Genomic DNA, 23,317 nt, shown 5'->3' with positions numbered 1-23,317 from the left:
AATAAATATGGAAGACAGACTGCTGATTCTTGAAGACGGCAGCGTCTGGAAAGGCAAGGGCTTCGGCTCCGACAATTTCCAGATCGGCGAGCTTGTTTTCAACACCTCAATGACCGGCTACCAGGAGATCCTTACGGACAACTCCTACTGCGGTCAGATCATTCTGATGACGTACCCCCTCATCGGAAACTACGGCGTAAACCGCGACGACTGGGAAAGCATTGAACCGGCTGCGTTCGGTTTCGTTGTCAAAAATCTCTGTGACGACTACTCCAACTGGCGCGCCTGCGAATCGCTCGACCAGTTCTGCAAAAACGAAAATATCCCAGGCATCAGCGAAGTGGATACCCGCGCGCTGACCCGCCGCATCCGTGAACACGGCACCATGCGCGCGACGATGGCCAATGTCGACGCCGATGTGGACGCAATTGTGAAAACGCTGCAGGAAACGGAACTGCCGCACGATCAGGTAAAGCGCGTAAGCTCCTCCAAGCTTTACTCGGTACCAAACCGCGGACCGAAAGTTATCCTGATGGACTTTGGCGCCAAGCTGGGCATCGTGCGCGAACTGTCGATGCGCGGCTGCGACATCGTCGTTGTTCCGTATAACACCGACTGGAAAACGATCATGAACTTCCGCCCGGACGGTGTCATGCTCACGAACGGTCCTGGAAACCCGGAAGATCTGCCGGAATCGATTGAAACGATCCGCAATCTGATCGGAAAAGTACCCATCTTCGGCATCTGCCTGGGCCATCAGCTGATCGCGCTGGCCTGCGGTGCCAAAACCTACAAGCTGAAATTCGGCCATCGCGGCGGCAACCATCCAGTTGTTGATCTCGAAGACGGCCATGTGGAAATTACCAGCCAGAACCATGGCTATGCGGTCGATAAGGACTCGCTGAAAGGAACGGGTCTGAAAATGACGCATGTCGCGCTGAACGACAAGTCCTGCGAAGGCATGATGCATACCGAATACCCGGTTTTCTCGCTTCAGTTCCATCCCGAAGCCAATGCCGGCCCGAACGACTCCAAGAAAATGTTTGACCGCTTCATGGCGCTGATGGAAGAAGAAAAGGAGAAAAAGAAGAATGCCTAAACGTACGGATATCCATAAAATTCTCGTTATCGGCTCCGGCCCGATCGTCATCGGCCAGGCTGCCGAATTCGACTATGCAGGAACACAGGCCTGCCAGTCGCTGCGTGAAGAAGGCTATGAAGTCATTCTGATCAACTCCAACCCGGCGACCATCATGACCGACTCGGTTGTTGCCGACCAGGTGTACATCGAGCCGATTACCCTCGACTTTGCCAAACGCATTATTTATAAGGAACGCCCGGATGCCGTTCTTGGCTCCCTCGGCGGCCAGACTGGTCTGAACCTGGTTGTTGAACTGGCGGAAGACGGCATTCTCGATGAATACGGTGTCGAAATCCTCGGTACCGACCTTTCCGCCATCAACAAGGCGGAAGACCGCGAACTCTTCCGTTCGCTCATGCGTGAAATTAACGAACCGGTGCCGGAAAGCGACATCGTCCACACCGTGGATCAGGCAGTGGAATACTGCAGAACCCTCGGCTACCCGGTCGTTGTCCGTCCGGCCTACACTCTGGGCGGAACCGGCGGCGGATTTGCGGACAATGAAGAAGAACTGCGCACCATCTGCGATGCCGGTCTGAAAATTTCCCCAGTTCACCAGTGCCTGATCGAGCAGTCGATTGCCGGCTACAAGGAAATCGAGTACGAAGTTATGCGCGATACCAACGACAACGCGATCGTGGTCTGCAACATGGAAAACGTGGATCCTGTCGGCATTCATACCGGCGACTCCATCGTTGTCGCTCCGGTACAGACGCTGACCGACCGCGAAAACCAGCTGCTTCGTTCAGCTTCGCTGAAAATCATCCGCGCCCTGAAAATCTGCGGCGGATGCAATGTACAGCTCGCCCTCGATCCGGAAAGCTTCAAGTACTACGTCATTGAGGTTAACCCGCGTGTATCCCGCTCTTCGGCGCTGGCGTCCAAAGCCACCGGCTATCCGATCGCGCGCATTTCGGCCAAACTCGCAGTCGGCCTGACCCTCGATGAAATTCTCAACCCGATTACCAAATCGTCCTACGCCTGCTTCGAACCGGCGATTGACTACATCGTTTCCAAGTTCCCGCGTTTTCCCTTCGACAAATTCCCGAACGCCGACCGTACCCTCGGTACGCAGATGAAGGCGACTGGTGAAGTCATGTCCATCGGCCGTACGTTTGCGGAATCGTTCCTCAAAGGCGTACGTTCGCTGGAAATGAAAGTCGATCATCTGTACTTAAAGGATCTTGACGAACTGTCCAGGGAAGATCTCGCCAAGCTGATCACAGGCAAGAGCGATCTGCGCATGTACGCGCTGGGCAAATGGCTGCGCGACGGTGGCACGATTGAAGAACTTCACGATATGACGAAGATCGACCCGTTCTTCCTGTGGCATCTCGAGCGCATCATCAACCTCGAATCCCTGATGATGGCAAAACCGATGGATGTCGAAACGCTCGCCATCCTCAAGCAAAACGGCTTCTCCGATTCCTACATCGCCAGAGCCTGGAACGTGCCGGAAAAGGAACTGTATGACCTGCGTCACGCCAATGGCATCGTTCCGGTTTACAAAATGGTTGACACCTGCGCCGGCGAATTTACTTCCGCCACCCCGTACTTCTACTCGACGTATGAGCAGGAAAACGAAAGCATTCCTTCCGACAATAAGAAAATCATCGTTCTCGGTTCCGGCCCGATCCGTATCGGTCAGGGTGTCGAGTTTGACTACGCGACCGTACACTGCGTCGAATCGCTGCGTTCGGCCGGCTATGAAGCCATCATTATCAACAACAACCCGGAAACGGTATCGACCGACTTCTCGATTTCCGACAAGCTGTATTTCGAACCGCTGACGACCGAAGATGTCATGGAAGTCATCGATCTCGAAAAACCGGAAGGCGTCATCGTTCAGTTCGGCGGCCAGACGGCCATCAACCTGGCAGCTTCCCTTGCCGAACACGGCGTCAAGATTCTCGGTACGTCGCTCAAGAGCATTGACCTTGCGGAAGACCGTCATGAATTTGAAGCGATGCTTAAAAAGCTTGATATCCCGCAGCCGCAGGGCGAAACCGCGGTTACCGTTGAAGAAGCGCTCGACATCGCCAAGCGCATCGGCTATCCGGTTCTCGTTCGTCCGTCCTACGTACTGGGCGGCCGCGCTATGGAAATCGTTCACGATGACGATGAACTCGTGAAATACATGGGCAACGCGGTTAAGGAAATTTCCCATGACGCTCCGATTCTGGTCGACAAGTACATCGTCGGCAAGGAGCTGGAAATCGATGGCATCGCCGATGGAAAAGACGTCTATCTGCCGGGCATCATGGAACATATCGAACGCGCCGGCGTCCATTCCGGCGACTCCATTTCGGTCTATCCGCCCCAGACGATCAGCGACGAAGTAAAAAGTACTATTATTGACTACGCCATCCGGATCGGTCAAGGTTTCGGATTCATCGGACTGTACAACATTCAGTTTATTGTTGATCATAATGATCAGGTGTATGTTCTCGAAGTCAATCCGAGATCTTCAAGAACCGTTCCGTTCCTGTCCAAGATTACCGGTACGCCGATGTCCCATGCGGCGACGATGGCGGTACTTGGCCACTCCCTGCGCGAACAGGGCTATGAACCTGGCTATCGTCCGGAAGACGCGCACCGCGTCTTCGTCAAGGCACCAGTCTTCTCCTTTGCCAAGCTGCGCAGCGTAGACACCGTTCTTGGACCGGAAATGAAATCGACCGGTGAAGCGTTAGGCTCCGATATCAACCTTGAAAAGGCGCTGTATAAAGCCCTGGTTGCCGCTGGTATCAAAGTTTCTCCGCACGGCAACGTCCTGCTGACGATTGCGGATGCGGACAAGGAAGACGCACTGCCGCTGGCTAAGCGTTTTGCGACGATCGGTTACGGCATTTACGCCACCCCGGGTACGGCTCGCTTCCTGCGCGAACATGGCCTGTTCGTTCACGACGCTGCCAAGATTGAAAATCAGGGCGGCGATGTGGAATCGGTTGTGGATGTCATCCGAAACGGCCGCGTCAACTTCGTAGTGAACACGATGAGCCGTCATTCGCGCAAAAACGAGGACGACGGATTTATCATCCGCCGCGTGGCTTCGGAAAATAACATTTTCTGCATGACGTCCCTCGATACCGCCAACGCGCTTCTCAAAGTTCTTGAATCCCTTTCCTTCTCGATGATTTCCATGAACGAAATGGGGAAATAAACATGAAACAATCCAACGCAGAAATCCTTAACAATACCCCCATCGCCGATTCGGTTTACAAAATGGTTCTGAAAACCGACCTCGCCGCGCTGGCCAAACCGGGCCAGTTTGTGGATGTGGCGCTGCCCGGCTACTTTCTTCGCCGCCCGATCTCCGTATCGTGGGTGGAAGAAGACCGCCTGACGCTGGTTTACAAAATCATGGGAAATGGAACCGACAAAATGTCGACGATGGAACCGGGCACCTGCCTTTCGCTGCTCGGTCCGCTGGGAACCGGTTTTCCGATCACGGATCAGAAAGAAGTTCTGATCCTGGGCGGCGGCGTCGGAACGCCTCCAATGCTGTATACCGCAAAAGCCTATCTTGAAAAAGGCGCTAAAGTGGATGTCGTTCTGGGCTTTAACAGTGCCGGCGATGTCTTCTACGTCGATGAATTTGAGCATCTGGGCATTTCGCCCGTCATCTGCACGATGGACGGCAGTGCCGGCATTAAGGGCACCGTTCTGGACGGCGTTCGCGCTAAGGGCATCGAGACGGATTTTGTCCTCTCGTGCGGCCCGCTTCCGATGCTGCGCGCCGTCAGCAATGCCTACACCAAAGGCTATGTATCGTTAGAAGCCCGCATGGGCTGCGGTTTTGGCGTATGCAACGGCTGCGTCATGACGGATCGCAACGGCATGCAGGTTCGCGTCTGCAAGAACGGACCCGTATTCCCGATTGGAAAGGTGGTACTGTAATGGATCTTTCTGTACAGCTTCCAGGTCTGAACCTGAAAAACCCGGTTATTCCTGCCTCGGGAACCTTCGGCTTTGGCCGTGAATTTTCGATGATTTACGATCTGAGCCTTCTGGGCGGCTGCTGCGTCAAAAGCATTACGCCCGATCCCCGCGCCGGCAATCCTCTGCCGCGCATCGCGGAAGCTCCGTCGGGCATGATCAACGCCATCGGTCTGCAGAACCGAGGCGTGGAATTCGTCAAAGCCCGCGAACTTCCGTTTCTGGAACAGTTTGATACCGAAGTCATCGCCAACGTGGCGGGCGCAAGTCTGCAGGACTACGCGCTGGTCATTGAACAGCTGCGCGGCATGGACGTTATCAAGGCGTTTGAGCTGAACATCTCCTGCCCGAACGTTTCCGCCGGCGGCATGGCCATCGGTACCAATCCCGAACTGGCTGCGGAAGTCACCCGTATGGCGAAGGCCGTTGCCGACAAGCCGGTTTACGTGAAGCTTTCGCCAAACGTAACGGATATCACGAAAATCGCGCAGGCGGTGGAACAGGCCGGTGCTGACGGTATCGTTCTGATCAATACCGTTCCGGCGATGCGCATCGATCTGCGCACCGCAAAACCGCTGCTTGGCAACGTCACAGGCGGTCTTTCCGGACCGGCGATTAAGCCGATCGCCATCCGTGCGGTCTACCTTTGTGCACAGGCTGTAAACATTCCAATCATCGGCTGCGGCGGCATTACATGCGCCGAAGATGTTCTGGAATTCCTGTACGCAGGCGCAAGCGCTGTGGAAATCGGCAGCGAAAATCTGGTCGATCCGTGGGCATGCCCGCGCATTATCGATGAACTTCCTGCCGCTCTGGCCAAATACCGTCTGAACTCGGTCAAGGAAGCCATTGGCAAAGCGCTTCCGAAAAACTAAGTCTTTTAAAAACGAAGAAGCCGGTCGACTGCCGGCTTCTTTTTTGAGGCGAAACGAAGAGAAGAAAAGCCCTTTTTCGTACGAAAGCTGGATTCTTTGTCATTTTCAGACAGGATTCGATACAGTAAAGGCGATCGAAAACTGCACCGCCAGGCGCGACCTGCTGCGCCTGGCTCGATTCGATCCGTAAATGCTTGTCCGACTACGCTCGAAAGCGCAGAACGGCGAAACATCAGAAGAACACGAAAGCGAGAGAAGGAGAATTTATGAGCAAAACAATTATTGCGCTGGATTTTTCCAGCCGTCAGGAAGTCCTGGATTTCCTTTCCCAGTTTGATCAGCCCGTCACCGTAAAAATCGGCATGGAACTGACGTATGCGGAAGGTCTGGACATGGTCCGTGAAGTCAAGGCGATGGGTCATGACGTTTTCCTCGATCTGAAGCTGCACGATATTCCAAACACCGTAAAAGGCGGCATGAAAAACCTGGCGGCTCTGGGCGCCGATATCGTCAACTGCCATGCGGCCGGCGGCATCGAAATGATGAAAGCCGCCAAGGAAGGCATTGAACTCGGTGCCGGCGAAGGCAAGAAGCCGCTCGTCATCGCGGTAACACAGCTGACCAGCACGTCGAAGGAAGCGATGAACGAACAGCAGGGCATCCCTGGCGAAGTCATCGATTCCGTCATTCGCTACGCCAAAGCGGCCAAGGAAGCCGGTCTGGACGGCGTGGTCTGCTCCGTCCATGAAGCCAAGGCGATCAAGGAAGCCTGCGGCGAAGATTTCCTTACTGTAACCCCGGGCATTCGTCTGGCCACCGATTCCAAGGACGACCAGAAGCGCGTCGCCACCCCGGAATTCGCCCGCGAACAGGGATGCGATTACATCGTTGTCGGTCGTTCCATTACTAAGGCAGCGGATCCGAAAGCCACGTTTGAAGCCATCGAAGCGGTGATGAACGCGTAAGCAGGGCCGCTTTCCATGAAAAAATCGATTGCGGCCGGCGGAATGATTGCGATTGCCGCGTATTTGTTTCTTCGTGCCGAAGCGCCGCTGGGCGCCCTCTTTTTCGGCTTCGGCCTGGCGTTTGTCATCATTTATCAGCTTGATCTTTTCACCGGGAAAATCGGCTTTTTCGGCGAGCAGGACCTGCCGTTTCTCCGTATTCTTCTGGGCAACCTGATCGGTGCCGGAATTGTCTGTCTGCTGCTGCGCACGAACACGCCGGTGATTGAAACCGCGCAGGCACTGGTGGAAAAGAAAGACGCCCTGAGCTGGTATGTCGCCCTCATTAACGGGACGTTTTGCGGCGTTCTCATGTATCTGGCGGTCAGCTCCTGGAAAAGAGGCTTTCACGCTGGATGCTTCCTTTGCGTCACGGTATTTATCCTCTGTGGATTTGAACACTCCATCGCCGACTTCGCCTATATGGCGCTGGCCTGGAAATGGTCGCTCAACCTGCTCTGGATTTTGCTTGGCAACGCGCTTGGCGCGGTGATCTGCCGTCTGATGGTCGAAGACAAAGCCATCTTCCGCTGGCCGTCACTGCAGGCAAAAGCCAAAAACTAAGCTCGAAACGCTGTGTTTCAAAGCTGCATTTCAAAAAGGAATGGTAATCCGTCTGGACTGTCCGATTGTTCGGCAAAATCCAGACGGATTTTTTTTATAGCCGCATACCCAGAGCAAGGAAGAAAGGGTACCCTGAAAACTGGACACGAAAGAGAGAAAAGAAAGGGAAGCGGGAAGAGGAAAAAGGTAAGAGAAAAAAGATGATAAGGAAAGCTGAAAACAGGAAAAGGCGCTCGACCGGCTGTAAAAACAGCGGGCAGAGCGCCTGAAATGGGTCTGGTACTGGAATGACTTCTTTTCAATTATTCAACAGCTTATTCAACAGCCGCTTCGGCTTCTTCCTGTGTGAAACCAAAGTCGAGCAGCGTCTGGATCGCTTCGTCGTGATCTTTCTTGTCGAGACGATTCAGCATTTCTTTCGCGTTTTCTACCCAGTCAGCTCCGTATTCGTCAACGGCGCTTTCTGCGGTGGATTTGGAATAGCCCATGTCGATCAGCTGATTGATGACCGACTGACGGGAGAACGGCGTGTTGGCGAGAATGTCGCCTACCGCATAAATTGCCGGTTCTGCAGGTTCTTCTTTCCCTGAAGAAGTGCCTTCGCTCGTAATGGCGGAAGCGTCGGAGACAGCGGATGATCCGGCTGCAGACGAAGTGCTGGAGTCTGCAGGCTTGCTGGAGCAGCCGGCCATGGTAAGCAGCAGAGCAGCGCTCAGCAGTGTATAAACGGTCTTTTTCAAAATATAAATCCTCCAAGATCTATGTGGATGTCCTCCATTCGCCCGGAGGCATCCGTCTACTAGACAGGATACAGTCTGAAGCGGATTTGAGAAAGGCCAGAATTGAAAATACCGGCTGTGACGAAGCACACCCGCAATTTATGTGTGAGATTCAGAGAGTTTGTTCCTGTTTAAAAATCTGAAGCTTCGTGACCGGTTCCGGAAGCATCTGAACTTCCCGTTCCATTCCGAAAAACAGGCTTACGTGTTCTGGACAGTTTTTTCGTCAGATAAAGCCGCCAATTATCCAGGGACAGAACGTTCGTCCCGTTTTCTTTCCTCCGGACGATCTTTCAGAATTGGACGAAAGCGGCTCTTTATTGGAGTACTATGAACAAATAAGGAGCTGAGCGAGCCTTTGACGCCATTTTGCGGGCTTCCAAGGCCGGATGCAGCGTTTCTGCTTTTGGATAAATATGAAATATATGAATAGTTTTGAACAAATAAGAAAGAAACTGAACGAAAATAGATGGAATCAAAGGATAAAAAGAAAATTAATGAATAAATTTGAATAAATATGGTTGATTAACCGCTTTCATCGCCGTATGATTTCACTGTAAGAAAACCAGGTGAACAGAGGTGAAAGAAATAGAAAAGAAATGAAGGAAAACAGAAAATGATGACCGAAGAAAGACACGAGAAAATTCTGGAGTATTTAAAAGGAAAAGAAAGAGCATCGCAGCAGGAACTGCTCGATCTGCTCGGGACGTCCGAGAGTACGCTGCGAAGAGATCTGATGGCGCTTGAAGAACAGGGGCTGCTGCATCGGGTACGCGGCGGCGTGACCTGCAAACCGAGAACCCATGTTTCCGACAGTCAGCTGGCGAGCCGCCGGGACCAGCATCAGAAAGAAAAAAAGGCGATTGCCCTTCAGGCAGCCGCGCAGATTCAGGATGGCGAAACCATTTATCTGGATGCTGGAACAACGGTGGAAGCACTCCTTCCTCTGCTGGCCGGAAAGAAGATCCGGGCGATTACCGATTCCATTTCCCATGCCGTACGGCTGATGGAGCTCGGCGTTCCGGTTTCCGTAACCGGCGGAGAGCTCAAATCGATCACCAGTGCGCTGGTGGGGGAAGAAACACTCGAATTTCTGGACAAGTACCGATTTTCCAAAGGATTTTTTGGGACCAATGCCGTCACAGAAGACGGAGAACTGCTGACACCGGATGTACGGGAAGCGAGTGTAAAGAAAAAGGCGCTGGAGAGAACGCTGGAAGCCTATGTGCTTGCCGATTCTTCCAAGTTTGATCAGATCGCGGCTGTTCGGTTTGGCGACCTGTCACAGGCCGTTCTGATTACGGAAAAAAACGCGCAGATTCCGGATGGATTTCCCGGACTGGTTCTTCGAAGCACGGGCGAAACGGTTTCGGAGAACGAAGACGAAATCCAGTAAAACCCTCAGGACAAAGCAGCTCTGTCCGGCGTGACGAACTTGCACCGATCATCAGAAAAACAGGAAGCCCAAACAGCGGTTTTGGGCGAATCGAGGTAAGCCAGGCTCGATCGTCCCGGTATCTCTGTCTGGGAAAAAGGAAAGGAGAACTTCATGATCTACACTCTTACCGCCAATCCTTCGCTGGACTACATCATGCGCGTCGATCATTTCGAAACCGGCGAAACAAACCGGGCCGAAGAATGCGCACTGTATCCAGGCGGAAAAGGCATCAATGTATCCACGATCCTTGGACGGCTCGGTCATGAAAATACAGCCCTTGGATTTGTGGCCGGATTTTCCGGACAGGAACTTGTGCGCATGCTGGAAGAGCGCCGCTTTAAAAAGGACTTCATCGACTGTGCCGGCTATACCCGGATTAACGTCAAGCTCAAATCCGGCAGGGAAACGGAAATCAACGGATGCGGTCTGCAGCTTTGTGAGGCGGACGTGGAAAAACTGAAAACCCGCATCCGAAGCCTGAACGAAAAGGATGTGCTGATTCTTTCTGGAAGCGTTCCGGCTGGAATGGATTCGATGTTCTACCGTCATCTGCTCGATCTGACCAAGGACTCCGTGCTCAGTGCGGTAGACGCCACGGGCGATCTTCTGCTCCATACCCTCGAGCGGCATCCGTTTCTGATCAAGCCAAATCAGGATGAGCTGGAAGCTCTGTTTGATCAGAAACTTGAATCCGTCGAAAGCCTTGCCTGGGCGGCCCGCAGACTTCAGGACATGGGGGCAAAAAATGTTCTGGTTTCCCGCGGGGCGAAAGGTGCACTGCTTGCCGGAATGGACGGCGCGTTTTATACGGCTTCCTGCCCGCAGGGAAAACTGGTCAATTCCGTCGGGTCGGGCGACTCGATGGTTGCGGGATTTATGGCTGGCTATCTCGATACCGAGAATCTTAAAGAGGCGCTTGCTCTTGGCGTCTACTGCGGATCGGCTACCGCCTTCTGCAGCGATCTGGCCCAGTACGAAGATATTCAGCGGCTTCAGAACGAAAGTCCGATCGAGATTCAGCAGTTTACACTCTGATCGATTTCAATACACTGCACACTGCTTTCCTGCCGGCCAATCTGGAATTTCCGGAAGCGTCGGATCTGTGTTCGCCTGCGATGTTTTCCTTACTCAAAACAGGATGCAGATGTGCAAAGAGACACCCGATTTACCTTAAGCGAAAAAGACGGACGGAATCGTCCGGCAGAGGAAAGGAAAACACATGAAAATTCGCGATTTGCTGGCAATCGAAAGCATCGATGTGCATGCTTCTGCTGCCGATAAAAACGAAATTATCCGCAAAGCGATTGATCTCATGGAAAAAAGCGGAAAAATCGCAGAGCGCGCTCCCTATGAAGAACAGGTTTATAACAGGGAAAAAGAAAGTACGACGGGTGTGGGCATGGGGATCGCGATTCCCCATGGCCGCAGCGCAGCCGTAAAACAGCCAGGTCTGGCCGCCATGGTCATTCCAGACGGTGTGGATTATGACTCTCTCGACGGACAGCCGGTGAATCTTCTGTTCCTGATTGCCGCACCGGAAGGCGGAAACGTTCATCTTCAGGTGCTGGCCCAGCTGTCGAGAATGCTGATGAATGAAGAGCTTTCCAGCGCACTCAAAAAGGCGCAGACACCAGAGGAATTTTTGAATCTGCTCAATGAGGCGGAAGAAGCCCTCGATCAGCCGGCGGCAGAAAAAACGGCGACGGCAGAAAAAGAGCCGGCAGCCGGCGCAAATCCGGATGCAAAGGTTCCTTATATTGTGGCGGTTACGGGATGCCCGACGGGAATTGCGCATACGTATATGGCTGCAGAGTCCATTGAGAAAAAAGCTAAGGAAATGGGATACCGGGTCAAGGTGGAAACACGCGGATCCGGCGGCGCAAAAAATATACTGACGGCGGACGACATTCAGAATGCCGATGGAATCATTGTTGCGGCCGATACAAAAGTTCCTATGGATCGATTCAACGGAAAACGCGTGATTCAGACCGCTGTTGCCGATGGAATTCATAAACCGCAGGAGCTGATCGAACGCTCCCTGGATCCGGCCGCTCCGGTATACGAATCCGGCAATGCATCGCATGCAGAAGGATCGGAAGAAAAAGAATCCGGCTGGCACAAGGTGTATAAAGACCTGATGAACGGCGTTTCGCACATGCTTCCCTTTATTGTCGGCGGCGGAATCATGATCGCTATTGCCTTCCTGATTGACGGCTTTTGCGTAGACATGAACATGCTGGCTGAATCCGAGCGGCAGCTGTTTGGTACGATTACGCCGGCGGCGGCTTTCTTCAAGAGTGTGGGCGATATTGCGTTTGGCTTCATGCTCCCGGTTCTTTCCGGATACATCGCCATGTCGATTGCGGATCGCCCGGGGCTGATGGTCGGATTTGTCGGCGGCGCCATTGCCGCAAATGGAAAATCCGGATTCCTTGGCGCGCTGCTGATTGGATTCGTGGCCGGCTATGTAATTAACGGTCTGAAAAAGATTTGTACCAAACTCCCGGATTCCCTGGAAGGCATTAAGCCGATGCTGATCTATCCGTTCTTCGGTGTTCTGATCACCGGTGCAATTATGATGTTCCTGGTTGAACCGCCAGTCGGCTGGCTCAATACACAGCTGAATCTCTGGCTCGAATCGCTGAACGGCGTTTCAGGGGTGGTTCTTGGTGCTCTGCTTGCCGGAATGATGGCCATCGATATGGGCGGCCCGTTCAACAAAGCGGCGTATGTATTCGGCACGGCTTCTCTTGCGGCTGGAAATTATGCCGTAATGGCTTCGGTTATGATCGGCGGCATGGTTCCTCCCATCGCCATAGCTCTTGCCTCATGGCTGTTTAAAAACAAGTTCACAGAAGATGAGCGGAAAACAGCGCCGACGAATGTGGTCATGGGACTGTCGTTCATTACAGAAGGTGCAATTCCATTTGCGGCGAGCGACCCGCTTCACGTGCTTCCCGCGTGTGCGATTGGTTCCGCTCTTGCCGGCGCGCTTTCTGAACTGTTCGGATGCACGCTGATGGCACCTCATGGCGGTATCTTTGTTGTCCTGACCATCGGCAATCCGCTGATGTATCTGGTCGCTCTTGCAGCAGGCGTAGCTGCTGCAGCTCTGATTCTTGGTTTCACCCGCAAGCCTGTAAAAGCAGCGGCCTGAAATCCGAGTTTGTAAACCGGATAAAAAGACACCTGAAAAAGAGGCGGTGCGAACAGGCTGGCAAAAAAAAGACCTGTTTGACACCGCCCCTTTTACGCGATCGATCGCAGGAAACGATCTCTCAAAAAGACGGGAGCGAGAAAAGAACAGAAAACGCCGGCTGTGGCGAAGCACAGCCGGCGTTTATGTGTGGGATTAAGAGTGTTTGTTGAGGGACGTCAGCGTGACGGGACGTGCGGGACTATAGCTGGTTAGGCGATAGCAGCGAGGGCTTTTTTAACGAGAGCGATCTTTTCAGCTTCTACAGCTGCAGCTGCGTCGTTGCCTTCAGCTTTGTGTTTCTTTTCCCAGCCTTCCAGGGAGCCGAGTCTTTCGTCCAGACGATCTTTAGCAGTCTGAGCGTACTTGCCAGTTTCGTCGAAGTGAGCAGTGAGGTCAGCGATTACTTCGTCGCCGTATTCAGTGCCGCCGATTGCAGCTTCCAGGGTTTTGGTGAATTCTTCTTTTGTCATGATAGATGACCTCCTTAAGTGTTTAATCATACTGACCGATGGATTATCTTAAGAATTCGTCGGACGATTTCTTCGGATTTACTCCAGCGGGGTTCTGCATATTCCAAACCGGAGAATCCGAAGATTCGTTCCGATGAATGGATAATTTAGAATAGTGAATCAATTAAGCGATGAGACTGAGCGTCCATCGTCTGCCGGGATCCCTGTCCGGATCCGGCATGCCTTGCGATTGGGATTTACTTAATTGCGGCAAGGGCTTTGAGAACGATCGCAATCTTTTCGGCTTCATCAGCAGCTTTTGCGTATTCGCCTTCTGCTGCATGTTTCTGAATCCAGCCGAGAAGGGAGCCATATCTCTCGTCCAGACGGTCTTTGGCAGTCTGTGCATATTTGCCAGTTGCGTCGAAGTGTTCAACCAGGTCGGCGATTACTTCTGCACTGTATGCATCTGTACCCAGAGCTGCATCAAGAACTTTCTTGAATTCTTCTTTAGTCATTGAGAAACATCTCCTTTTCTTTACGCATTCATAATACTAGCTGACACGTATCATTCCTTTTTGTATGCCCAAATATTTTTCGGAACGATACATGAACAAAAAAGCCTTATTCGCTTGATTTATATCGACTATAATGATTCGTTTTATAGCTTTACCTAAGTCAGAAAACAAAAAAAAAACTTAACCGGAGTAAAAAAAATAGACATTTCACGAAATTGAAATAAAGATCATATTAATAACCAGGAAATGCGTACGGGCAAAGAAGCAAGACAGTGTTCCGAGGCGAATGATAGCCGGAAGCCAGCGGTGAATGCATCCAGACAAGCAAAATGACCAGCAAGGTCCGGTCATTGTCCGCTCCCTGGCAAGCGGTGCAGAGGGTACAATATAGAAAAGAAAAAGCGGAAAAGACTTTCGCGAATATCGGCTCAAGGCATTGAGCAGGAAGGAGTGCCCCCCCTATGCAAAATACAAAGTGGATTGTGGTTCTGATCAGCGCCATGATGGTGATCGCCGCTCTGGCTGGAGTCGTTCTAGGCATTCGAGAAGAATTTGAAGGCACAGAATCCGACGAACAGTAAAGCGGCTTCGCGCCTGCGTCCTGAGCGAACAGCGCAAGATCAGATGAGGACGTAAAACGACATTTCAAACGAAAAGAGGACTTTGCCCCTTTGCGGCCAGACTCTATGTGTCTGCCATAAGGCAAAGTCCTTTTTCTTTTTGTCCGATCCGTCTGAGCGGTCCGATCATTTAAAAAGGAATTTGGAGTCAAAAGCCGGACTCCTCTAAACCGCTGCCGGTTTTGGCGGCGGATCTGATAAGATTGAACAGGAAAAAAGATCGCCCGCATTCCCGGATCCAAAGTCTTTTCTGGATCCATATCCATATAAAATCCATATAAAAAGCGCCTTGCCCTTTCAGGCGAAGGCATCTGCGGCGGTCCATGCGTTAATTCGAAGCCAGTTAAGGAGAAAAGAAAATGGAAGACTACAAACAGGAATTCATTGATTTCATGCTGGATAGCGGCGTGCTGAAATTTGGTACCTTCACGCTCAAGTCCGGACGGATCTCGCCCTTTTTCATGAACGCCGGCGGCTATGAAAACGGTCGTCAGCTGCGCAAGCTCGGCGAGTTTTATGCTAAAGCCATTCATGATCGTTACGGCGATGACTTTGATGTGCTCTTCGGCCCGGCCTACAAGGGAATTCCGCTGGCCGTCGTTACCGCGGAAGCGTATTACGACCTCTTCGGCAAGGAAATCCGCTACTGTTCCGACCGTAAGGAAGAAAAAGATCATGGCGCGGATAAAGGAAGCTTCCTGGGCACAAAACTCAAAGACGGCGACCGCGTCATCATGATCGAAGACGTGACCACCTCCGGCAAATCCATGGATGAGACGGTGCCAAAAGTCAAAGGCGCAGCAAACGTGGAAATCAAGGGCCTGATGGTTTCGCTCGATCGCGCTGAAAAAGGCCAGTCCGATACGTCCGCGCTTGGCGAAGTCGCAAAGAAATACGGCTTTGAAACCGCGGCGATCGTATCGATGCCGGAAATCGTTTCCTGCCTGAAAGAAAACAAAACGCTCGATGACGAGATGATTTCGAGAATTCGCGACTATTATGCACAGTACGGCGCGTCGGATCGCACGTTCGATTTTTAATTCCGTTCGGTAATCGATATCTCTCTATACAACGCAAACCGGATCTTTTTTGAAAGGCTCCGGTTTTTGTTTTGCGCTTTTGTGGGAACTGGTGGTCTTTATGCGTCTTTAAGCGGCTATAATTTATTTAGGAATAAAGCAGACCAAAACGGAGTACAGAGGGGCCTCCGCAAAGAAATTGAAAGCCAGACCCTGGCGACGGCAGCTTTCAAAATCGGAGCGGACCCGGCATTCATTGGCAATATAATGGCTTTTCGGTCTGCAAAACACACATCAGGATCCAACGGGATCTGGAAAGAGGTACGTATGACTGCAAACATCATTACCATTACCCGAGAATTCGGATCGGGCGGCCGTACTATCGGCAGACTGGTCGCCGCAAAACTCGGCTATGACTTCTACGACTGGAACCTGGTCGAAAAGATCGCCGCGCAAAGCGGATTCGCTAAAGAGTTCATCGAACAGAACGGCGAAGAGCAGGACCGCTTCATGACCATGCTCGCCAGCAGCAGCTTCAGCTTCAACCTCAACGAACAGCTGTTTGAAGCGCAGACCAAAGTCATCCTGGATCTGGCCAAAAAGGGACACTGTGTCATCGTCGGCCGCTGCGCCGACTTCCTGCTGCGCAATGAACCCGGCGTACTGAGCTGCTTCATCTGGGCGGATGAAGAAAGCCGCAAGAAGAGAATTCTGACCGAATACGGCGAGCGCGACGAAAGCATCGACAAGCGTCTGCGCGATAAGGATAAACGCCGCAAGGCGCACTATCAGTACTTCACCGGCCGCAAATGGGGCAAGGCGTTCTACTATGACGTCTGCCTCGATACAAGCCGCCTGCCGATCGAAAGCTGCGCGGATACGATCGTCGCTCTCGCCCAAGACTGCACGGGCGCGGTTCGTCATACCAACGAAGACTAGCTGATCCGGCAACCGCGAACGCAAACCCGCTCAGGTATCCCTAAATCCCTATTTCTGAATTTCAGCAAAAAAAGCAGAAGCTGCATCCGATCCGTTCGGAGAGCTTCTGCTTTTTGCGTATTCCCGACGCGGATCCGATCGACTGCTCCAGGAAAAAAGGCTGCCCCCGAAAGGACAGCCTGCAGATCGTATCGGGATCTGAAAAGTTTAAAGCGGTTATTTTGCGGAAGCGTCGTCGTCTTTATGCATGGCAGCAACGGCTTTCGGGAACATTGGACGGAAGACGAAGATGGCCAGAAGCAGAGCGATGACGGCTGCTGCGCAGGAGATCAGCAGAACGGTATCGATACCCTGTGTCATGCCGACGTTGCCTGGTGTAGCCTGGGTCAGTGCGTTGTAGGCAATGGAGAACAGAGCGGAAGCGATAACGCCGCTGAGGGAAATGATAAATCCAACCAGGGAAGTACCGATGCCAAGATCCTGCGGTTTAAGCAGCATCTGCGCTGCAGGGATGGACGATACGGTACGGAAGGAATCGGCGATTCCGGTCAGTGCGAGCATGACGAATACGAACCATACCGGCATGTTCGGACCAATGAAGACGAGCAGTCCAGTCGGGATGATGACCAGAATAGCGCAGTAAGCAAAGGCTTTCCAGAAGTTCGAAAGCTTCTTGGCGATCCATACACCGGCAGCGCCAGGAACGAGAATGGAAAGAATCGTACGCGGAATCTGAACGGTACCGCTGATGGAAGCCGGCTGGCCCATCAGCTGCTGCATAGCCTGCGGAACGTAGGCGTTAATGGCCGTCAGGTAAACAACGCAGAGACCGGTGATCAGCAGAACGATAACGAACGTCTTGTTCTTGAAAAGATTCAGAGGAATCAGCGGAGAACTGATTTTCTTTTCCGCGATCAGCAGCAGAATGAAGCTGATAATCGTAATGGCTGCGCAGGTGAGGACGAAGGCAGAGCCCCAGCCGAGAATGGCACCGTAGTTAAGCCAGAAGACAAGGGCAAACAGGCAGATGCCCAGAAGCAGTGCGCCGATCCAGTCCAGATGAACGCCTTTATGGGTTGCGCCGTTTGGCAGATAGCGATAAATCAGATAAATACCGATAGCCAGGAAAATTGTCGGGAAAGCCGAAGCCATACCGGTCATGCCGTGGTCCATAAGCCAGCCTGCGCCCCAGGAACCGATAAAGCTTCCGATGGCCAGTGCGCCGGAAAGGAAACCTACGTATTTCGGGACTTCTTTAACCGGGAAAATCTGACGGACGGCGATAAACGGAACAGCCGAGAACGCGCCCTGGCATGCCGAAAGAACGACACGCAAAATCAGATACATGGAAAGCGAAGAGGCAAAGGCGAGACCAATGCCGCAAATGCAGTTGATCAGACCAAACCAGAGAACAAGTTTCTTAGCACCGATGCTGTCCATCAGCGATCCGCCGATCAGAGTCATCAGGCAGAGCGAAGCGGAAGTCAGCGCGGTAACGAGTGAAAAAGAGTCCATGCCGTTGAGACTTGCAAGAACCGGTCCCTGAATATTGGCGAGGGAGAGGCCAAAGGCCGCCATGGACAAGGCTAACATCAGACAGCCAAGATATGCGAGGTTGCGCTGGAGAGGGGTTAAGCCGTTTTGAGTTGTGGTATCAGACATAAATTACTCCATCATTCCTTTTCTGTTTGTCCTCCTTTCTTCTTTCTCTTTTTTCATGACCATCTTATCAATAAAATGCTTACTGTTAGTTTCACATACTCAAAAGAAATTCCGCCGCAATGCGGCGGAATAAAAAATGACGCTGAAAATGAAAAGTACAGAGATATGGACACATTACTCAAAAGATAGGATTGGAAATGCGGACATTTTGCAAAAGACGGCGACAGAAACCGCCAGTGCTGGGTCTTCTGTACAGACGACGGATCCTCCATAGCCGGCTTTTTGCGCCAGCCTGTTCGATCCCGCCCTCAATCCCGAAGAGCAAGCGTCATCCGGCCTCAGTTCGACCTCAGTCTTCTGCCTGATCTTCCAGCAGAGGCGCGTATTTTTTCTTAAGCATGCCGGTATAAATGTGCGGATCAAACGGTTTGCCGCTGACTTCTTCGACAATTTCCAGCATGGTTTTCGAGGCGCCATAGCGATGGACGTTCTTTTCCAGCCAGGCCGCGATGTCTTCAAAGCGGTTTTCCAGAATGAGCTGCTCTGGATCGATGTCCCGCTCCATGGCTTCATAAATCTGGGCCGCGTAGGCAGAGCCAAGCGCGTAGCTGGGGAAATAGCCGAGATCGCCGGAAGACCAGTGCACATCCTGCAGGACGCCTTCACGGTCGTTTTCGGGCCGTGCGCCGAGATACGTTTCGTAAAGATCGTTCCAGAGCTGCGGAAGCGTCGCATAATCGAGGGTGCCTGCGGCCATTTTCTTTTCAATTTCATAGCGTATGAGAATATGGAAGGGATAGGTGAGCTCATCCGCGTCGGTTCGAATCAGCGAAGGACGGCACGTGTTGACCAGTGTAAACAGCGTATCGGCATCGACCGTTTCGAGGGCTGGAATTTCTTTTCGCAAAGCGGGAAGCAGCACGCTCCAGAACGCTCTGGAGCGGCCAATGTGATTTTCCAGCAGACGGGACTGGGATTCGTGGGCAGCGCAGCCGACGCCTTCCACGAGCATCGTCTTGTCAAAAGCCGCTTCCGTCTGCAGATGATACAGCGCGTGCCCGTATTCGTGGACGGTCGAAAGAATGGAACTGACAAACTGATCCGGTTCATAGTGCGTGGTGATCCGGACATCGTCGTGGGACAGAAAATCGGTAAACGGGTGCTCGGTCGTGCTGATCGCCAGCCGGTCCCGATCGGCTTTCAGAAAATCGAGAACTTCACTGGCCAGTTTTTCCTGCTGCGCGTCGCTCACCGGCGCGTGCAGAAGAGAAAGATCTTTTGGCCGGGCCGCAGCCGCTTTTTTGACGAGCGGACCGAGATCTTCGAGGATCGCTTCAAAAAAAGCATCATATTTTTCCTGATTCATGCCCGGTTCGTAAAGACTGAGCAGATAATCATAAGGATGGGCCGGATCAAAGCGCGGCGAATATGACGCCGCCTGCAGCGTATACGAAATGACTTTTTCGAGCGCGGGGCGAAAGCGTTCATAATCGGACTGGACTTTGGCTTCGTGCCAGATCGTCTCGCTTTCGGCCGCGCTTTCCTGCCATTTTCTGTAAAGCGGGGAAGGAATCTTCCGGGTGTCCTGAAGCTTTTTCAGGCGCAGCCCGACTTCTTTCTGTTCGAGCGATCCGTCTGCCATGGCGGCATATTCTTCTTCGAGCCAGGCGATCGTTCCGGGATTGTTTTCGAGATTAAAGGCGAACTGCGACAAAATCGTCAGCGCCTCATTGGTCCGGGAAGCCCCCTTTTTCGGGGCAACGGTATACTCATCGACATAGACTGTCGAGCAGGCCAGCGTATAGGCGCCCAGCGTATCAAGAAGCTGCTGGTAGCGCGGAGAAAAATTGAGTTTCATACAGATGGGATTCCTTTCAATTTGGCCGTATGCTGCCGTTTGGGCAGCAAGGGCCTTCTTTGTTTTCTGTTTTTTCGTATTTTCAGTTTGTTTTTATTTGGCTTTGCGTTTCTATTTTACAGGGAATCCGGCCCGTGCCCGTCTGTACTCTGTACATTGGACAGGAAGGCACTGCCTTTCCATTTTGCTGATGCATGCAGGGAATAGCGATGAAGGAGTTATTGAACGCCTGCGATTTCCCGGGATTTCCCTGTTCCTGAATCTGCATATAGAACACATATTGGACATATAGATTAAGACAGACCGTAAGTTCTAGATCGGTCGGGCGGTGTTTGGCAGCCGCCTCAGGAGGTTTTTATGAAAGTACGCCGTTTCATTCTTACTGCGCTCTGCGCGGCGCTGCTGGTTTCGCTGACCGGCTGTTCCAAACCCAAATCGTCGACGGATTCCGCGTCGACCGGTCCAGGGACGCTTGGCGATGACGTTCTCAAAGTCGGCATTACCCAGAAACTGACGGGAACGTTCTGTCCGATGTATGCCGCGTCGATGTATGACCAGTGGGTTGTCAACATGGTGTATCAGTCCATGCTGGCGTACGACGCGGACGGATCGCTGGTGCCGGTTCTGGCCAGCGAAGCGCCGGAAGTGTCCAAGGACGGAAAAACGATCCGCTTCCATCTCAAGGAAGGACTTCGCTTTTCAGACGGATCGGAACTGGACGGCGATGACATCAAGTATTCCTTTACGCTCATGGCGGATCCGGAATACGTGGGCGGCATCAAGGACGGCACGTACGATTTCATTGAAGGCTTTGAAGCGTGCCAGGACGGATCGGCCAGAGACATTTCTGGCATTCAGGTTTCGCACAACGGTCTGACCGTTACCTTTACGTGCGCCCAGCCGGATAGTGACGCGGTCGCTTCGATCGGCACGGTGTTCATCGTGCCGGAAGGTCAGTTTCCGTATTCCCGCGGCAATCTGGACGCCTATAAAAACCTCGAGCCGGAGCAGGCGATTGGAACCGGTCCGTATGTGATCGATCAGTACGATCCTTCGTGGGGCGCTGTGCTGAAGAAAAATCCGGACTGGAACGGGGATGGCCAGTATCCGATCGAATCTGTGGCGATGCTGACGATTGAAGCGGGTACGGAAGTGCAGTCGCTTCAGGACGGAACGATCGATCTGATTCCGGCAACCGCCAATCCGGACATCATCGCGCAGGCTTCGGCCCTCGATAATGTGGAAACGAGCCACTATTTGCGCGCAGCCCAGGGCTATATCGGCTTTAACTGTCAGGAAGGCGTATGCGCCGATCCGGCGGTCCGGCAGGCGCTGGCCTATGCGACGGATCAGGAAAAATTTGTCGAAAAGTACTACGCGTGGCCAAGTATTTCCATGGATGCGGATCTGGAAAATGTAAACGTCGGCTATGTGCCGAAAACGTTCTGGTCACCGATTGCCCACGGTCTGGGCGCGGTGACAACGGGAGATAAGGAAATCGACGGCCTGATCGACTACAGCTATGATCCCGACAAGGCCAGTGCGATTCTTGACGCGGCTGGATGGAAAATGGGCGACGACGGCATCCGGGAAAAGGACGGCAGGCGTCTGGAAGTCCGTTTCCTCGCCAGCAAGAACAACTCCGTTTTAAAAACTCTGCTTCCGATGCTGGAAGTATCCTGGCGCAAAATCGGAGCCGAACTGCGCACAAACACGATCAGCTTCAACGCGCTGCTGACGACCGTCAGTCCGTCGAGCGAAGAGCCGATCGACGACTGGGACGCGTTTTTCATGGTGTCCACGTATTCGGGTCAGAACAACTCGGCGATGAACCTGTACGAAGGCTATACCGATACGGCCAATCACCGCATTGCGGGCGGAACAAACTACGCGCACATCTTTGATGAAGCGCTCAACGCCGATCTGAGTGCCGGCAAGTCCGCCGTCAATCAGAAAGAGTCGGTTGAAAACTACCAGAAGGCGATGATTCGCGCCTCCGAGCTCTGTCCGTATGAAGCCATTTATGGAAACTACGTCTTCAACCTGTACAGCCGCCGGCTGCAGGGCATGAAAACCGGTCCGCTCAAGACGTGGTCCCAGGCACTCGCGGATGCGACGCTGGCCAGTTCGGATTCCGTTTCTTCTTCTGCCGATTTGTCGAAGAACGAATCCGATTCGAAGAGCGATTCAGACGATTCCTCCCAGATTGCTTCCGCCGCCTCTTCGGATGCTTCCAGTAGCTAAATGGCTCCGGCTGCAAAAATCCGCACTCGAAAAATGAATTGCCTGCAGAGGGTATTGTCGATCCATGACGCCTGTTAAAATAGACATAGGTGCGGCACAAAAGACTGTTTTTCATCCTTTCGAAACAATAGATGGGCGAATGAGATCTATTGCATATACAGAAAACAGAAGCCGCAAAAGGGAATCGAATAAGGAGAAAAAGGGAATTATGAAAAAAGGGAAAAAGCGGGCGTTCTGTCTGGCTCTGAGCGGACTTCTGGGCAGTTCGCTGCAGGCCCCCGTATCGGCTCTGGCAGCGGACAGCTACACGGTATACCGTCTGTACAATCCAAACAGCGGCGAACATTTCTTTACGCAGGTATCCAGAGAGCGAAATCAGCTGATTGCGGCCGGCTGGCGCAATGAAGGCACCGCCTGGCAGTCGCCGGCGGACGGCTGGTACGTGTATCGTCTGTACAATCCGAATACCGGAGACCACCATTACTGCATGGATACGAACGAACGCGATGCGCTGGTTCGTTTTGGCTGGCGCTACGAAGATGTCGCGTTCGCGTCTACTGATCTGGCGTGGACCGCAGTCAAGGAAGCGTCCGGCAAGCCGGTGTACCGCCTGTACAATCCAAACGCGTGGACGGCGACGCACCATTTCACGCGGGATGTCAACGAAGCCAATGCACTGCTGCGCCTGGGCTGGCGCTATGAAGGCGTCGCCTGGTTTTGCGAAGGCTGATCGCCGGCTTTAGATCCGGACCGGCTGAATTCTGAGTTTAATCAAGCAATACGGCAGCTTTTCCCCCATACGGAAAGGCTGCTTTTTTCACCCCTGCCAAAAGCGAGTACGAACAGCCGGGTAAAGTAGAGATACGAAGTCAAGGAAGGACAGAGCGGCTTCGATCGCTGGAAAACCTGTACATCTTTGCGCAAATCCTCTGGAAATGGTGTGGATTTGAAAAAGAAAAAGAGTAAAAATTGGCAACTGCTATACTGGAAGGTACACCTGTTAAAAAAACGACGAAAGCAATGCTGTTCACTTAAGCTTCACAAGCTCACTTACAAATCAGGTTAGTTC

The 23,317-nt window shown here is 52.6% G+C and carries 18 protein-coding genes; 13 read left to right on the top strand and 5 right to left on the bottom strand.

What is annotated here, in order from left to right:
• The first annotated feature begins 7 nt into the window (after nucleotides 1–7).
• From carA to Q2J39_RS03590, 6 genes are all read left to right on the top strand, one after another.
• A complete protein-coding gene (gene carA, locus Q2J39_RS03615) occupies nucleotides 8–1,099 on the top strand; it encodes a glutamine-hydrolyzing carbamoyl-phosphate synthase small subunit (RefSeq protein WP_230266912.1) in 1,092 nt (363 codons plus the stop codon).
• Nucleotides 1,092–4,304: a carbamoyl-phosphate synthase large subunit gene (carB, locus tag Q2J39_RS03610; protein ID WP_230266911.1), complete on the top strand. Its 3,213-nt coding sequence runs from the start codon at nucleotides 1,092–1,094 to the stop codon at nucleotides 4,302–4,304. The genes carA and carB overlap by 8 nt, the downstream gene beginning before the upstream one ends.
• Nucleotides 4,305–4,306: 2 nt before the next feature.
• Entirely contained in the window at nucleotides 4,307–5,041 is a 735-nt protein-coding gene (locus tag Q2J39_RS03605; RefSeq protein ID WP_230266910.1) for a dihydroorotate dehydrogenase electron transfer subunit, read from the top strand.
• Complete coding sequence (locus Q2J39_RS03600; RefSeq protein ID WP_288339140.1) at nucleotides 5,041–5,955, top strand: dihydroorotate dehydrogenase; 915 nt, start codon at nucleotides 5,041–5,043, stop codon at nucleotides 5,953–5,955. Before Q2J39_RS03605 ends, Q2J39_RS03600 begins: the two co-directional genes overlap by 1 nt.
• Before the next feature lie 266 nt (nucleotides 5,956–6,221).
• Nucleotides 6,222–6,920, top strand: coding sequence for an orotidine-5'-phosphate decarboxylase (pyrF, locus tag Q2J39_RS03595; protein ID WP_288339139.1), 699 nt, complete (start codon nucleotides 6,222–6,224; stop codon nucleotides 6,918–6,920).
• 15 nt (nucleotides 6,921–6,935) lie between these two features.
• Complete coding sequence (locus tag Q2J39_RS03590) at nucleotides 6,936–7,523, top strand: formate/nitrite transporter family protein (protein ID WP_230266907.1); 588 nt, start codon at nucleotides 6,936–6,938, stop codon at nucleotides 7,521–7,523.
• Nucleotides 7,524–7,837: 314 nt separating this feature from the next.
• Here the strand turns inward: Q2J39_RS03590 and Q2J39_RS03585 are convergent, their stop codons facing one another.
• The gene (locus tag Q2J39_RS03585) at nucleotides 7,838–8,263 is read right to left on the bottom strand and encodes a hypothetical protein (protein ID WP_288339138.1); all 426 of its coding nucleotides are present in this window, start codon (nucleotides 8,261–8,263) and stop codon (nucleotides 7,838–7,840) included.
• 655 nt (nucleotides 8,264–8,918) lie between these two features.
• Between Q2J39_RS03585 and Q2J39_RS03580 the strand changes: the two genes are divergently transcribed.
• The 3 genes from Q2J39_RS03580 (at nucleotide 8,919) to Q2J39_RS03570 (ending at nucleotide 12,897) form a co-directional block, all read left to right on the top strand.
• Nucleotides 8,919–9,698, top strand: a complete 780-nt coding sequence (locus Q2J39_RS03580) for a DeoR/GlpR family DNA-binding transcription regulator (RefSeq protein ID WP_230266905.1) — start codon at nucleotides 8,919–8,921, stop codon at nucleotides 9,696–9,698.
• Between the two features lie 153 nt (nucleotides 9,699–9,851).
• Entirely contained in the window at nucleotides 9,852–10,775 is a 924-nt protein-coding gene (gene pfkB, locus Q2J39_RS03575) for a 1-phosphofructokinase (protein WP_288339137.1), read from the top strand.
• Nucleotides 10,776–10,959: 184 nt separating this feature from the next.
• Nucleotides 10,960–12,897, top strand: coding sequence for a fructose-specific PTS transporter subunit EIIC (locus tag Q2J39_RS03570; protein ID WP_288339136.1), 1,938 nt, complete (start codon nucleotides 10,960–10,962; stop codon nucleotides 12,895–12,897).
• 251 nt (nucleotides 12,898–13,148) lie between these two features.
• Here the strand turns inward: Q2J39_RS03570 and Q2J39_RS03565 are convergent, their stop codons facing one another.
• On the bottom strand, nucleotides 13,149–13,409 hold the full coding sequence (locus tag Q2J39_RS03565; RefSeq protein WP_230266903.1) for an FRAT-87 protein: 261 nt from the start codon (nucleotides 13,407–13,409) through the stop codon (nucleotides 13,149–13,151).
• Between the two features lie 236 nt (nucleotides 13,410–13,645).
• Nucleotides 13,646–13,906 carry an FRAT-87 protein gene (locus Q2J39_RS03560; protein ID WP_230266902.1) on the bottom strand — a complete coding sequence of 87 codons (261 nt, stop codon included), beginning with the start codon at nucleotides 13,904–13,906 and terminating at the stop codon, nucleotides 13,646–13,648.
• A 979-nt stretch (nucleotides 13,907–14,885) separates the two neighbouring features.
• On the opposite strand from Q2J39_RS03560, the gene pyrE reads away from it, so the two are divergent.
• On the top strand, nucleotides 14,886–15,566 hold the full coding sequence (gene pyrE, locus Q2J39_RS03555; RefSeq protein WP_230266901.1) for an orotate phosphoribosyltransferase: 681 nt from the start codon (nucleotides 14,886–14,888) through the stop codon (nucleotides 15,564–15,566).
• A 306-nt stretch (nucleotides 15,567–15,872) separates the two neighbouring features.
• Nucleotides 15,873–16,484, top strand: coding sequence for an AAA family ATPase (locus Q2J39_RS03550; RefSeq protein WP_288339135.1), 612 nt, complete (start codon nucleotides 15,873–15,875; stop codon nucleotides 16,482–16,484).
• 216 nt (nucleotides 16,485–16,700) lie between these two features.
• Here Q2J39_RS03550 and Q2J39_RS03545 read toward each other — a convergent pair whose 3' ends face one another.
• Nucleotides 16,701–18,146: an MFS transporter gene (locus Q2J39_RS03545; RefSeq protein WP_230266899.1), complete on the bottom strand. Its 1,446-nt coding sequence runs from the start codon at nucleotides 18,144–18,146 to the stop codon at nucleotides 16,701–16,703.
• A 349-nt stretch (nucleotides 18,147–18,495) separates the two neighbouring features.
• Nucleotides 18,496–20,004: a carboxypeptidase M32 gene (locus tag Q2J39_RS03540; protein ID WP_288339134.1), complete on the bottom strand. Its 1,509-nt coding sequence runs from the start codon at nucleotides 20,002–20,004 to the stop codon at nucleotides 18,496–18,498.
• A 357-nt stretch (nucleotides 20,005–20,361) separates the two neighbouring features.
• On the opposite strand from Q2J39_RS03540, the gene Q2J39_RS03535 reads away from it, so the two are divergent.
• A complete protein-coding gene (locus Q2J39_RS03535; RefSeq protein WP_288339133.1) occupies nucleotides 20,362–22,248 on the top strand; it encodes an ABC transporter substrate-binding protein in 1,887 nt (628 codons plus the stop codon).
• 208 nt (nucleotides 22,249–22,456) lie between these two features.
• Complete coding sequence (locus Q2J39_RS03530) at nucleotides 22,457–22,978, top strand: hypothetical protein (RefSeq protein ID WP_288339132.1); 522 nt, start codon at nucleotides 22,457–22,459, stop codon at nucleotides 22,976–22,978.
• Nucleotides 22,979–23,317: the final 339 nt, after the last annotated feature.

It is taken from the genome of uncultured Allobaculum sp. (assembly GCF_948576815.1).
Classification (GTDB): domain Bacteria; phylum Bacillota_I; class Bacilli_A; order Erysipelotrichales; family Erysipelotrichaceae; genus Allobaculum; species Allobaculum fili.
This window is presented reverse-complemented; position numbering and strand designations above follow the sequence as displayed.

Coding starts and splice junctions, on each gene's coding strand:
- Q2J39_RS03545 (WP_230266899.1), bottom strand. CDS start 18,146: ATGTCTGATACCACAACTCAAAACGGCTTAACCCCTCTCCAGCGCAAC.
- carA (WP_230266912.1), top strand. CDS start 8: ATGGAAGACAGACTGCTGATTCTTGAAGACGGCAGCGTCTGGAAAGGC.
- Q2J39_RS03605 (WP_230266910.1), top strand. CDS start 4,307: ATGAAACAATCCAACGCAGAAATCCTTAACAATACCCCCATCGCCGAT.
- Q2J39_RS03550 (WP_288339135.1), top strand. CDS start 15,873: ATGACTGCAAACATCATTACCATTACCCGAGAATTCGGATCGGGCGGC.
- Q2J39_RS03560 (WP_230266902.1), bottom strand. CDS start 13,906: ATGACTAAAGAAGAATTCAAGAAAGTTCTTGATGCAGCTCTGGGTACA.
- carB (WP_230266911.1), top strand. CDS start 1,092: ATGCCTAAACGTACGGATATCCATAAAATTCTCGTTATCGGCTCCGGC.
- pfkB (WP_288339137.1), top strand. CDS start 9,852: ATGATCTACACTCTTACCGCCAATCCTTCGCTGGACTACATCATGCGC.
- Q2J39_RS03565 (WP_230266903.1), bottom strand. CDS start 13,409: ATGACAAAAGAAGAATTCACCAAAACCCTGGAAGCTGCAATCGGCGGC.
- Q2J39_RS03600 (WP_288339140.1), top strand. CDS start 5,041: ATGGATCTTTCTGTACAGCTTCCAGGTCTGAACCTGAAAAACCCGGTT.
- Q2J39_RS03580 (WP_230266905.1), top strand. CDS start 8,919: ATGATGACCGAAGAAAGACACGAGAAAATTCTGGAGTATTTAAAAGGA.
- pyrE (WP_230266901.1), top strand. CDS start 14,886: ATGGAAGACTACAAACAGGAATTCATTGATTTCATGCTGGATAGCGGC.
- Q2J39_RS03530 (WP_288339132.1), top strand. CDS start 22,457: ATGAAAAAAGGGAAAAAGCGGGCGTTCTGTCTGGCTCTGAGCGGACTT.
- Q2J39_RS03540 (WP_288339134.1), bottom strand. CDS start 20,004: ATGAAACTCAATTTTTCTCCGCGCTACCAGCAGCTTCTTGATACGCTG.
- Q2J39_RS03590 (WP_230266907.1), top strand. CDS start 6,936: ATGAAAAAATCGATTGCGGCCGGCGGAATGATTGCGATTGCCGCGTAT.
- pyrF (WP_288339139.1), top strand. CDS start 6,222: ATGAGCAAAACAATTATTGCGCTGGATTTTTCCAGCCGTCAGGAAGTC.
- Q2J39_RS03535 (WP_288339133.1), top strand. CDS start 20,362: ATGAAAGTACGCCGTTTCATTCTTACTGCGCTCTGCGCGGCGCTGCTG.
- Q2J39_RS03570 (WP_288339136.1), top strand. CDS start 10,960: ATGAAAATTCGCGATTTGCTGGCAATCGAAAGCATCGATGTGCATGCT.